This is a genomic window from Vibrio sp. HS-50-1, assembly GCF_024747315.1.
In the GTDB taxonomy this organism is placed as follows: domain Bacteria; phylum Pseudomonadota; class Gammaproteobacteria; order Enterobacterales; family Vibrionaceae; genus Vibrio; species Vibrio diabolicus.
On sequence record NZ_JAMPZF010000048.1, the window covers coordinates 281098 to 293038 of the forward strand.

General features: G+C 44.0%; 11 protein-coding genes. 9 read left to right on the top strand and 2 right to left on the bottom strand.

The window, feature by feature from the left end:
• The first annotated feature begins 121 nt into the window (after positions 1-121).
• Entirely contained in the window at positions 122-361 is a 240-nt protein-coding gene (locus NDJ01_RS20630; RefSeq protein WP_005392770.1) for a YdcH family protein, read from the top strand.
• Positions 362-434: 73 nt separating this feature from the next.
• Here the strand turns inward: NDJ01_RS20630 and NDJ01_RS20635 are convergent, their stop codons facing one another.
• Positions 435-1100 (bottom strand): cupin domain-containing protein, encoded by a 666-nt coding sequence (locus tag NDJ01_RS20635; RefSeq protein ID WP_258587258.1) that lies wholly within the window; start codon positions 1098-1100, stop codon positions 435-437.
• 207 nt (positions 1101-1307) lie between these two features.
• On the opposite strand from NDJ01_RS20635, the gene NDJ01_RS20640 reads away from it, so the two are divergent.
• The 6 genes from NDJ01_RS20640 to NDJ01_RS20665 all read left to right on the top strand — a co-directional run bounded on the left by NDJ01_RS20640 (position 1308) and on the right by NDJ01_RS20665 (position 8115).
• Positions 1308-2450 (top strand): hypothetical protein, encoded by a 1143-nt coding sequence (locus NDJ01_RS20640; protein WP_085343244.1) that lies wholly within the window; start codon positions 1308-1310, stop codon positions 2448-2450.
• The gene (locus NDJ01_RS20645) at positions 2440-3366 is read left to right on the top strand and encodes a metal ABC transporter solute-binding protein, Zn/Mn family (protein WP_065645967.1); all 927 of its coding nucleotides are present in this window, start codon (positions 2440-2442) and stop codon (positions 3364-3366) included. The genes NDJ01_RS20640 and NDJ01_RS20645 overlap by 11 nt, the downstream gene beginning before the upstream one ends.
• 2 nt (positions 3367-3368) lie before the next feature.
• Complete coding sequence (locus tag NDJ01_RS20650; RefSeq protein WP_047008078.1) at positions 3369-4172, top strand: metal ABC transporter permease; 804 nt, start codon at positions 3369-3371, stop codon at positions 4170-4172.
• Between the two features lie 272 nt (positions 4173-4444).
• A complete protein-coding gene (locus NDJ01_RS20655; RefSeq protein ID WP_047008079.1) occupies positions 4445-5164 on the top strand; it encodes a beta-ketoacyl-ACP reductase in 720 nt (239 codons plus the stop codon).
• 321 nt (positions 5165-5485) lie between these two features.
• Positions 5486-6217, top strand: coding sequence for a hypothetical protein (locus tag NDJ01_RS20660; RefSeq protein ID WP_258587259.1), 732 nt, complete (start codon positions 5486-5488; stop codon positions 6215-6217).
• A gap of 524 nt (positions 6218-6741) precedes the next feature.
• The gene (locus NDJ01_RS20665; protein WP_047008169.1) at positions 6742-8115 is read left to right on the top strand and encodes a carbohydrate porin; all 1374 of its coding nucleotides are present in this window, start codon (positions 6742-6744) and stop codon (positions 8113-8115) included.
• 63 nt (positions 8116-8178) lie between these two features.
• Here NDJ01_RS20665 and NDJ01_RS20670 read toward each other — a convergent pair whose 3' ends face one another.
• Complete coding sequence (locus NDJ01_RS20670; protein ID WP_047008081.1) at positions 8179-9165, bottom strand: LacI family DNA-binding transcriptional regulator; 987 nt, start codon at positions 9163-9165, stop codon at positions 8179-8181.
• Between the two features lie 235 nt (positions 9166-9400).
• Between NDJ01_RS20670 and NDJ01_RS20675 the strand changes: the two genes are divergently transcribed.
• Together NDJ01_RS20675 and NDJ01_RS20680 are read left to right on the top strand one after the other, a co-directional pair.
• Positions 9401-10840, top strand: a complete 1440-nt coding sequence (locus NDJ01_RS20675) for a sucrose-specific PTS transporter subunit IIBC (protein WP_017188252.1) — start codon at positions 9401-9403, stop codon at positions 10838-10840.
• A gap of 172 nt (positions 10841-11012) precedes the next feature.
• On the top strand, positions 11013-11936 hold the full coding sequence (locus NDJ01_RS20680; protein WP_258587260.1) for an aminoimidazole riboside kinase: 924 nt from the start codon (positions 11013-11015) through the stop codon (positions 11934-11936).
• Positions 11937-11941: the final 5 nt, after the last annotated feature.

Consider the following 11941-nt stretch of genomic DNA (forward strand, 5'->3'; position numbering starts at 1 on the left):
ACGTTCAGTAAAAGTGTGCTCAAATCGACGATATTGTGCTCAATGAAGTGCTATGGTTAAGAATGTGTCGCTCAAAAAATGAGCGGAGATATACATCAATAACTCTAGCCAAGAGGTCTCTATGTTAGGTGAAAATCACTCATTAACTCATGAATTCCCAGAACATTTGGATACCATTACTCAGCTTGCCGAAAACGATGCATCATTTGCTGAAACCGTTAAAAACTACAATGCTTTAGATAAGGAAATCCGCGTACTAGAACTGCAAGGAAGCCCGATTGATGATCACGAAATGAACGTGTTAAAACATAATCGAGCTGAGCTCAAAGATTGGCTCCACTCGAGAATTATGGGCTCTTAGCGACGCAATGATCATCGGCTCGTAATCTACGAGCCGATTTTAGTTTCAAGGGACGATGCCAAGTATGCCAACATTAGGAGTGCTGCTCAGGAGCTTGGAGTGGCAGGTGGCCTGTTTTTACCCAAATGACCGTTTCTTGCTCTACAAAAGGAAAGTGCTCACTCATATGTGGACTGCGTATCCAAGAGTAGGGAGGATAGGTTCCTAGCTCGTCTTTAAATTCCCCCGATAACACAAAAATTTCTTCACCACCAAAGTGACGGTGTGGTTGAAACTTCTCGCCTTTCGGCCATTTAACCAATGCGACATGTTCATGCTGAAAATCATGCAATGGCATGACTTTCAGCCCACCAATGCCAGGTAACCAATTCGCTTCGTTCGTATTGATGCGAACTGCTTCAAGATCATCAGAATTGAATTGATTTAGTTTAACTAAAATCACACAGCCTCCTTTGCTATAGGGCGCATGTTGACTTCCAGGAGGGTTACGCAAGTAGGTTCCGGCAGGGTAGTCACCATGTTCGTCAGAGAACACTCCTTCGAGCACTAATATTTCCTCTCCGTGAGGATGAGTCGAAAAGTGCGAGTTTGGCTCATACTTCACTACGCTGGTGGTGTGCCCTGATTCTTTGGCTTCTCTTTCCAAAGGTTTACGCCACACGCCTTTGGAAGGGCTGGCGATCCACTCCTGTTTACCTGTTTCTATCACGATTCTTTTCGAGAAATCCATATTCAACATACTGAAATTCCGTTACTTATCTAATGATTGACTCTCAATAGTATACGTATAAAAAACATCAATTGATTCACTTGTTGATAGTCAAAATCAGGGATTGAATACGAGCTCGCTGTCGGAACCAAGTTAAATTTCTGCTTGTGTAATAATAATTGTTATATTATAACATCGCAAAATTAAATGTTATAACATAACAAAAGGAAAGAAGTAGTGAATAAGAAATTGGTTTCTCTCGCGATCGGTAGCATTTTTGCGTCCCCTGTTTTTGCCGATACATTATCGAACCCACAGATTGGTGTTGTTGTTGATGGCTACTACCAAGATGGTCAACGTCATAATTCTGAGCGCGAAGAAGGCTTTGGCCTAGGCCATACGGAATTGAACTTATCATCAAATATTGACGATAAGTTTCACGGTGCGTTGACCGCTGTTCTTGAAAGTCATGGCGATGAGACAGAATTAGAGCTTGAAGAAGCATTCATCGAAACTTTGGCATTGCCATACGGTGTAAACGTGCGCGCAGGTCGATTCCTATCTGACTTCGGTTACCTCAACAATCAACACATGCACACTGACAGTTTCGTTGAACGCCCAATTGCTTACCGTACTTTCCTTGGTTCGCATTACTATGATGACGGTGTACGCGCAAACATCGTTCTGCCAACCGATCTTTACGTGAAGTTTGGTGTAGAAGCATTAAGCGGCAACAAGATGTCTTCTGTTGAAGATGGCTCTAAAGTTGGTGTTTACACGACAACGATGAAGCTTGGTAATGATTTCTCTGAATCTTCAAGTTGGCAGTTTGGTTTAAGTTACCTGCGTAACGAAAATGGCAAAGTTAAAGAATTCGAAGATCACGACCATGGTCATGGTCACGAAGAAGAACATGACCACAGCCACGCTGCGGCTGTAACGGGTGCGAACCTATACGGCGCAGATTTTGTGTGGAAGTGGGCACCAGATGGTAACTACAAGTACAGCAACTTCACGCTATCTGCCGAATACATGTTGTTAGACGGTGTAGTAGACAGCAAATACAAGAACGATGCAGAATCACCAGACAACTTAAGCGCATACTATGTTTCGGGCGTTTATCGCTTCAACCCAAGCTGGTCTGCAGGCCTACGTTACGGCGAAGCAGAAAGCTATGATGGCCACGCACACGGCGATCATATGCACTTCACAGCACTGAATGATAAAGAGATGGATGCGATGATCGCATGGGATTCTTCTCATTTCGGTACGATCCGTGCGCAATACACTCGCATTGATAACCAAGACAGCGAAACAGACAACGTGTTTACTCTGCAATACGTGATGACATTTGGAGCGCACGGTGCACATGCGTTCTAAACTTGCGATAAGTAAATGCAGTTTAGTGATGATGGCGGCGGGATCTGCCATCATCTCTTCGCCTGCTTTGGCTCTCAACATTTTCGTTTGTGAGCCTGAATGGAAAGCTTTTCTTGAAAGTCATGCCCCAAACGCCACCATTTATTCAGCAACCACGGCTAAGCAAGATCCGCATTATGTTCAAGCTCGTCCGTCTTTAATTGCCAAGATGCGCCAAGCTGACATGGCGATGTGCTCTGGCGCTGAGTTGGAGGTAGGTTGGTTGCCGATGCTTCAAAATAGAAGTGGCAATAGTGCTGTTCAAAATGGTGCTCAAAGCATGATTTATGCGACCGATTTCGTGCGTATGTTGGACTCTCATGATCATGTTGACCGCAGCATGGGGGACATTCATGCGCACGGAAATCCACATGTTCAGTTTGCGGCAAATGACATGATTCCATTATCTCGTAAAGTAACTGAGCGCTTAAAAGCGATTGATCCCGACAACGCGCAAAGTTACCAAGTTAATGGTATGAAGTTTCGCGCGCAGTGGCAAAAAAAGCTCAATGAATGGAAACAAAAAGCTCAACCATTACAGGGGAAACGGGTCGTTGGATATCACTCCACTTACCGATACCTATTTGATTGGCTAGGTATGGTTCAAGTCGCGGATCTTGAACCGAAACCGGGGATATCGCCAACGACCTCACATCTGCAATCTTTAACTCAATTGGATGCCAAACAGTTTGACGCTATTGTGTTTTCATCTCATCAAGATCAACGTCCGGCGATGTGGTTACAGCAACAAACGGATAAGCCTGTAGCGCAGTTACCTTTGACGGTCTCAAAACAGCAAAGTTTAGATGATCTCTATGATGAGGTGATCACTGATCTGCTCGCCACGTTGGTATCACCCAGTTCAGTGAAATTTTAATTATGGGTGAATACCTTTGGTTAGCGCCAGCGGTTTTGTGTGGCTTAATTGCGTTAGTTGGCAACATCGTTCTGGGGCAACAAGTTCTTAATCGTCAGATCATCTTTATAGATTTGGCGGTTGCTCAGGTCGCAGCATTGGGAGCGGCGCTAAGTCACTATTGGCTGAACTCTTCTTCTTGGTATGCTGGTTCTCCTTGGCTATCCGAATCATGGCTTGGCAGCATGCTTGGTCCTTGGATGATGTCTTTGGTGCTTTGTGGTGTTATTGCTGCGCTTGAAAAGCGTAAACATCCTCACCTAGAACCGATGATCGGCAGCTTGTTTGTTGTGTCCGCTTCATTGGCAGTATTACTGGTTAGCAAAGACCCACACGGTGCCGATTTTATTCAAGGGATCTTGAATGGTCAGCTACTGTGGTCAACATGGCAAGATGTTTGGCCTTTGGCTGTCATTACGGGGGCAATGTTATTGTTGCTAACGCTAAAACCAGAGTTTATGCATGGTAGCGGTTTTTACCTCATCTTCGCTATTTTGATGCCTATCACCGTCAAACTGACAGGGATTTACTTGGAGTTTGCCTTGCTTGTGATTCCAGCTTTATGTGCCGCAAGCCTTAAAGGTAGACGTTTTTTAATCGCCAGTTTAGGTATCGGAACAATTGGTATTCTGCTGGGGATAGCAGCTTCTGCAAAGTATGATTTACCGAGCGGTGCGACGATTGTTATTACGTTGTTTATCATCGGAGTGATATTTAACCTGCTCCCACCCTTCAAAAGGCACGTCTTGTTAGAGACAAAGCATTAACACGGCATTTACTCAAAGCACCACTGGCATTGTTGGTGCTTTTTTCTTCAAAGGCTTAGGGCTCTCCATCGTATTTCTATCTTGATTCTAGGAATAATACGGGCTGAAACATCATCAAGTTGTCTTGATTCATTCACACCCTACTTCCAGAATATTCCTATAGTTTCATTATCTAAATAAACCCCTTTGCGTATGAGAAGCACAAAACCACATAACGATAAGCGCTTAGGAGCAAGCAAGATTTGTACTCTCAACATTTAAGGAAGACCAAGATGAAAGACGAAAAAGTCGCCGTCGTTACAGGGGCTGCTCGCGGTATAGGGCAGGCCATTTGCGAACAATTACTCGAAGATGGATTTCACGTCGTGGGGCTAGATATCTCGCCTGTGGAGTGGAGTCAGTCGCCAAACCTTTCAAGTTATCAAGTGAATCTCTGTGAGGCCGCAGCGGTAAGTGAAGTGGTCGATCGCATCGTCGCGAAACATCAACGCATTGATGTTCTGGTCAACAACGCCGGGATAACGAGAGATGCACTGCTGCCAGACATGTTAGAGCAAGACTGGGACAGCGTTATTGACGTGAACCTAAAAGCGGTGTTTTTACTCACCCAGCGCGTTGCTCCTGTCATGCTAGAGAAAGGCGCAGGCAGTATTGTCTGTATTTCTTCTATCGTGGGAACGGATGGCAATATTGGTCAAAGTAATTATGGCGCGAGTAAAGGTGGCGTGATAGCGATGAGCAAAGGCTGGGCGAAAGAGTTAGCAAGAAAAGGCGCTCAAATCCGAGTCAACTGTGTTGCTCCAGGTTTTATCGCTACCGACATGACAAAGAGCTTGCCTGAAAAAGTCATTCAAATGATGGAAAGTAAAACGCCTCTGGGAAGCATGGGCTCTGCGCAAGACATTGCCAATGGCGTTGCATTTTTAGCGTCTGATAAAAGTGCGTTTATAACCGGACAAGTGCTCAAGATTGATGGTGGGTTGGTGTTATAACTCGCCAATCAAAACGTCAAAACGTCAAATAACAAACGTCCTTTACTTATGTGAAGGGCGTTTTTGTTTGGGTAACGCTATTCGGGCTTTTGACACGTTCACTTTATTCGTTTCGTACTGCCGGATTTGTATGATTAAGTATAGAGTTAGAACACGTAATTCATTCTGGCATCGTTCTCTGTTATTAACCTAGCAATGTAGCTAATCAAAAATATTAACTTCGAAATAGAATAACTATTGAGGTATTAAAGTATGATTTTATTGCCCATGATATTGTTTTAAATGATAATGCCACTAAATAATTAACTTTGAATACTCACTATGTACTTAAAAACTGTACTGTTTAGCGCGTCAACTCTTCTTATTTTGGGCTGTAACTCCGAATCAACTAACCCATCTACTGAAGAAAGCGGATGGATAGTTGTAAGCTCTCACTCCGAGCCAAGAAAACATCAGGTAATTTACGAAAAACATAGCAGGAAAGGTCTAAGTCTTGCCACTCACGTTCCGGATCTTGACCTACCTTTAACTTACCAATTGGCGAACCAAATTATTGAGGTCAAAGAAGAGCTTACATTTGGTGAAAATATTGATGGGAACCGCCTAACTTGGAAAGCTATTGGCAATTCTAAACGTAGAGAAAACCAAGTCCACTACGGAGTTAATAAAGATTACTCAGCTTCTAATGAAGGTATTGCTATCGGCTATGTTAACTTTGAGTCGAGGTTTGAGGCTGAAGGAAAGCTTGGAATCGAAAAGTTATTCATTGCGATGTATGACGATGTCAAGAGTGTCAAATTTTACTCTGGATGGGATAGTTCTAAAATATCTTGTTACCAAAATACGTTTGATGAAGACTTAGCTTGTTACGGTGAAATTTTAATTAACGACGATATAGTTCATGTTTTTGATCAATATCTGCCGTATGAATATGTAAACATGGTTTACGACACCGTTATGTCCAAAGGTCGAGAAGAGATAATTGAGGCAGATTTTCAACATCAAATTAAATACTTACTAGTCGCCAAAGAGAATAACGTTGAGATGCATTAGCTTGATTACTTTTTGGTAATGAGTGGTTTTTCGCAACCGATGTGACCATGAGCAAGATTATTGGATTTTACAAAACTCATTTATGTTCAAAAAATGAGTTTTGTAGATATTAAAATGCATGGAGCCAAATGCTCTCACTGATTCTATGAAATTTTTTGTGCGCTCTAACCACAAGACAATCTATAAAAGACGTTGAGCCAACGTCTCTGCCACAATGCCACCTGTTAATAAGGCTGAATTTCAATGCCTGTTTCTCATTACCATTCAAATGTGCGCTGGTTAATGATTTTTCTGTAAGTAACATAATTGAACGTGATACAAGTAACAAAATTCCCCTCCATCGGTAACGTTCCCGAAAATTTTATATATTATCGCCTTCATTGATACAAGTGGTAGAGACGCTCTGTATCTGAGCGCTCTGAAATTCAGGCTTTATATGGGCATTTAAAGTCACCATAAGTTTGCAATTTTTCTTGGGAACGTTTGCAAATAACCTAAGTATAAATTTACGTGAGACTATGGAAATGAAACTACACACTTTGACGATGGCAGTAGCGCTTGGGCTGGTTACTGCACCTGCATTCGCAACAACAGATGTTGACGCTCTTGAAAAGCGAATTAATGAATTAGAACAGAGACTTGAACAGACAGAAAAAGTATCCACAGAAGCAAATGAGAAAGCCTCAAGCTTTGAGTTTCATGGCTACGCTCGTTCCGGGCTGCTCATTAATGATGATCTGAATGGTGCAGTGGGTACTGGTCCTTACATGACGGCAGCTGGTGCTATTGGCGCTCCAATTGGACGATTAGGGGTTGAGGATGATCATTATGTGGAAGCAAACCTTATTCACAAACGTTTTGCAGATGATGGTTCCAGCGCTTTGTTCCGAATCATGCTGGCAGATAGTACGGAAACCAATAACGAATGGACGGCGAGTGAGAGTCAATTAAACGTTCGTCAGGTATATGCTGAGCTAAACAAGTTGAGCATGTTCTCTGAATCAAGTGCGTTTGCTGACGCAACGTTTTGGGCAGGTAAACGATTTGACCGTGATAACTTTGACATTCACTTCTTTGACTCGGATATCGTTTTCTTATCTGGTACTGGTGCTGGCGTGTATGACGTCCAAATGAGCGATTCGTGGAAAGCAAACTTCTCGATCTATGGTCGTGATTTTGGTGAGATTGATAGCTCGTCAACGGATGTTGAAAACTATATCGCGACAATGAACAACCGCTTTGGTAATTGGCAATTGATGCTGAGCGGCATGACGTCTGCTGATAACAATGATCGCGCAGAAGGCGCAGCGGACAAAGGTTTACATGCGATGTTTGCCTACCATGGCGATACCTTCTTTGGCATGAGTGAAGGCTTCTCTAAAACTGGTATTTTGATGGGTGATGGACTGGGGGCGGAACTTAAAGGCATAGGTTCAAACGGTGATTTGTTAGAAGACGCAAAAGCCGTACGCTTGTTCAGCTATGGTGTAACACGCATCGGCGACAATTGGCGTGTAGCACCTGCGTTGTTAGCAGAACACAGCCAAGATCGCTTTGCTAAAAATGATGAATTTACGTGGGCATCGTTCAACATCCGCTTAGCGCAAGAGTTTACACAAAACTTTGAGATGGTTTATGAAGGCTCATACCAATACATGGACCTAGACAATGCGATTGATAAAGCAAGTGGCAGTTTTTACAAAGCGACAATTGCACCAACGCTTAAGATGTCTACCGCAGCAGGGTTCTTTGACCGTCCGGAGCTACGTTTTGCTATTAGCTACGTTGATTGGAGCGAAGACTTGAATGGCTACTCGATTAGCCAGGATGCGGGCGCTGCAACGATGGGTGATGGTGGTGAAGTTCTGTTTGCACTGCAAATGGAAACTTGGTTCTAAAGGGCTCTAACCGAGAAAGAGTAATAAGAAAAGCGCCAACTGATTTCAGTTGGCGTTTTTTCATTAACAGGACTGACGCTCAATTGTTTTGAAGGTTAGCACCATCTTACTCATTTCAAAACTTCTTTTGGCAATTCTATCTAGTAACAGTTTCGCACCATTTTCCCCTGCTTTATCAAATGCATAGTTAAATGTTGATAAGGTTGGGGTGCACACTGATGCGAGCTCATCATCACCAACTCCTAGCACTAAAACGTCTTTACCCGGTGTTAACCCGAGCTCTTGAATCGCTCTCATCGCACCGATAGCAATACGGTCTGTCGCACAGAACAAGCCATCTAGCTTAGGGTTCTTTGTTAAGTGTTGTTTTGCCAATGAATAGCCAGAGTCGATGGTAAAGTCACCACGAGCATGGAAGGCGAGCTCAAAACCATGGTGTTGTAGCGCTTGAACAAATCCTTCAGAGCGTTGCTTATCTACCGCGATATCGTCACCTTGCACACCAATAAAACCCATGGTTTGGCAACCTTTTGCAACCAGTCTATTTCCCGCTTCAAACCCTACTCGTGCGTCATCATGAATGATGCTTGGAATATTAAACATGGAACCATCTTGACCGACGAGCACAACTGGGACCGCTGAGTTTTGAATTGCTTTGACCAGCTTGGAATCGAGGTGGGTGGCGTAAAGAATGATCCCTTCAACCCGTTTTTGGTTAAAGATCTGAATATATTCTAGTTCTTTTTCGTGGGCTTGGTGAGTGCTAGCAAGTAAGACATGTTTCCCAGCTTTTTCAAGGACATCGGTTAATCCATCGACACCTTGGGATGTGGCATGAGAGGAAACCCGAGGAACGATGACACCAACCAGATTGGTCTTTTGAGATTTTAGATCTTTAGCGACTTGGTTCGGCACATAGCCACACTCCGCTACTGCTTGGCGGACCTTCTGTTTTGTCGCTTCTTTTACGCCATACTCATCGTTTATAACCCGTGACACTGTTGATTTTGATACGCCAGCCAGACGGGCGACATCATGCAGACTCGCCATTGTTCCTATCCATTCTGTTTTTCGTTTTTGGGATTGTTTGCAAAGAGAAGATGAAAGGCTCTTTGATAAGTAGCGATTCTAACCTCCTATACTGCTCTTAGGGAGAGAATTTGACGATCATTCTCACATTCTCTCTGCTTTATCTTTGATCATTTGGTTTTATTGAGCAAAAATCTGTTTTGCAAACGTTCCCGAAAATTTCGCAAGCTCAGATAATAATCCAATGGGGTATGAAATGAATTATCCGGCAGTAGCAAAAGAGTTGTTAACTCTATTAGGTGGTAAAAGCAACATCACCGCACTTGCGCATTGTGCGACACGCTTACGCCTTGCCGTTGCAGATGAGCAAAAAATAGATGAACAAGCGATTGATAGCCTTGAAGGGGTAAAAGGGCAGTTCAAAGTTGCGGGTCAGTACCAAATCATTTTTGGATCAGGCATCGTAAACCAAGTTTATGCAGAAATGGCGAAGTTGACGGGGATGAGTGAAATGTCCACCAACGACGTTGCGTCTGCTGGCGCAGAGAAACAAAACATCGTTCAGCGCGCGGTGAAAGGGCTGTCTGATATTTTCGTTCCAATCATTCCAGCAATCGTCGCTGGCGGTTTGTTGATGGGTATCTATAACCTATTGACTGCTCAAGGCTTGTTTATTGATGGCAAATCTTTGATTGATGCCAACCCAGGACTGACAGACTTGGCGAACATGATCAACACGTTTGCGAACGCTCCGTTTGTTTACCTGCCTATTCTGCTGGCATTTTCAGCCAGTAAGAAGTTTGGCGGTAACCCATATTTAGGGGCGGCGTTAGGTATGTTGATGGTCCACCCAGAATTACTTAACGGGTGGGGCTTCGGGGGGGCGGCGGTATCTGGCAACATTCCGGTTTGGAATATTCTTGGCTTTGAAATTCAAAAAGTGGGCTACCAAGGTTCAGTGTTACCGGTTTTGGTATCGGCATTCATTCTTGCGAAGGTTGAGTTGGGTCTGCGCAAGGTTATTCCTTCTGTTTTAGATAACCTTTTAACGCCGCTACTTGCGATTTTCATCACGGGTTTATTGACGTTTACTGTCGTCGGTCCATTCACGCGTGATATCGGTTTCCTATTGGGTGATGGTCTGAACTGGCTATACAACACAGCTGGCTTTGTTGGTGGTGCGGTATTTGGTCTTATCTATGCTCCGTTTGTTATTACCGGTATGCATCACAGTTTCATTGCGATTGAAACGCAACTTCTTGCGGATATTGCGACAACAGGCGGCACCTTTATCTTTCCTATTGCGGCGATGTCTAACGTTTCTCAAGGTGCTGCAGCGTTGGCGGTGGGCGTGATGAGTAAAGATAAGAAGATGAAAGGTATTGCGATTCCATCGGGTGTCACGGGTTTGCTGGGTATTACAGAACCAGCCATGTTTGGTGTTAACTTAAAACTACGTTACCCATTTATTGCGGCAGTTTGCGCTGCGGCGTTATCAAGTGCGTTCATCACAATGTTTAATGTGAAAGCTCAGGCATTAGGGGCAGCTGGTCTTCCAGGCATCATTTCCATCACGCCGGATAAGATTGGTTACTACATCGCGGGTATGGTGATCGCGTTCTTGACCGCATTTGTTCTCACCATTGTTCTTGGTATGCGTGACCGCGCTAAAGTCGGTAAAAAAGCAGCGGCTTAATCTGAACTCCTTACTCCTTAAGGGTGGAGTCCCCCAAAATCCACTTCTTTTCCTAAATGTTTGGGGTGCTAGCCAAGCACTAATGGCTTGGCTAGCCTTTTTCAATTTTTACTTGGTAGTGAATGTGTTCAACACGTTGGACTATCAGGGCTTTAATTTTAAGGTAAGCAAGATGAATCAAGTGTGGGTAACTGGTGATGCTGTTGTCGATCTAATACCGGAATCTGAGACTTCTTTACTCAAATGTCCCGGTGGTGCACCAGCGAATGTCGCCGTAGCAATTGCTCGTCTATCTGGTAAGAGTGCGTTTTTTGGACGTGTGGGGGATGACTCATTTGGTCGCTTCATGCAATCGACGCTGGATCAAGAGGGCGTGTGCACGGAGTTTCTCGTTAAAGATCCTGAGCAAAGAACATCAACAGTGGTGGTGGATTTAGACGATCAAGGTGAACGCAGCTTTACGTTTATGGTAAAACCGAGCGCTGATCAGTTTATGTCTGTTGAAGACATCCCAAACTTTAAGCAAGGTGACTGGCTACATGTTTGCTCGATTTCACTGGCAAATGAGCCAAGTCGAAGCAGCACATTTGAGGCGATCAAAAGAGCAAAAGCCGCTGGTGGTTTCATTAACTTTGACCCTAACTTGCGTGATGAAGTGTGGCAAGATCAATCAGAAATCCAAGCTGTCGTGATGAAGGCTGTAGCGATGGCTGACGTGGTTAAGTTCTCTGAAGAAGAGCTTTTGTTCTTAACTGACTCAACTTCGATAGCACAGGGTTTACAACAAATAGCCGCTTTGAATATTGCTTTGGTCTTGGTGACACAAGGTGCGAAAGGCGTTTGGCGCGTCTTTGAAAGCCAGAGTGAGCTGATCACTGGTCAAGTCGTTAGTCCGATTGATACCACAGGTGCGGGTGATGCTTTTGTCGGAGGGCTACTTGCATGTCTGTCTCGGCATGCCGATTGGAAAAATCATCCTGTTGTTAGCTCTGCGATTCAATGGGCAAATGGCTGTGGTGCATTAGCGACGACGCAAAAAGGCGCAATGACCGCGCTTCCGACCCAGACAGAATTGCTGCGATTTATTGGGCAATGATCTTC

Coding starts and splice junctions, on each gene's coding strand:
- NDJ01_RS20630 (WP_005392770.1), top strand. CDS start 122: ATGTTAGGTGAAAATCACTCATTAACTCATGAATTCCCAGAACATTTG.
- NDJ01_RS20635 (WP_258587258.1), bottom strand. CDS start 1,100: ATGTTGAATATGGATTTCTCGAAAAGAATCGTGATAGAAACAGGTAAA.
- NDJ01_RS20645 (WP_065645967.1), top strand. CDS start 2,440: ATGCGTTCTAAACTTGCGATAAGTAAATGCAGTTTAGTGATGATGGCG.
- NDJ01_RS20650 (WP_047008078.1), top strand. CDS start 3,369: ATGGGTGAATACCTTTGGTTAGCGCCAGCGGTTTTGTGTGGCTTAATT.
- NDJ01_RS20655 (WP_047008079.1), top strand. CDS start 4,445: ATGAAAGACGAAAAAGTCGCCGTCGTTACAGGGGCTGCTCGCGGTATA.
- NDJ01_RS20660 (WP_258587259.1), top strand. CDS start 5,486: ATGTACTTAAAAACTGTACTGTTTAGCGCGTCAACTCTTCTTATTTTG.
- NDJ01_RS20665 (WP_047008169.1), top strand. CDS start 6,742: ATGAAACTACACACTTTGACGATGGCAGTAGCGCTTGGGCTGGTTACT.
- NDJ01_RS20670 (WP_047008081.1), bottom strand. CDS start 9,165: ATGGCGAGTCTGCATGATGTCGCCCGTCTGGCTGGCGTATCAAAATCA.
- NDJ01_RS20675 (WP_017188252.1), top strand. CDS start 9,401: ATGAATTATCCGGCAGTAGCAAAAGAGTTGTTAACTCTATTAGGTGGT.
- NDJ01_RS20680 (WP_258587260.1), top strand. CDS start 11,013: ATGAATCAAGTGTGGGTAACTGGTGATGCTGTTGTCGATCTAATACCG.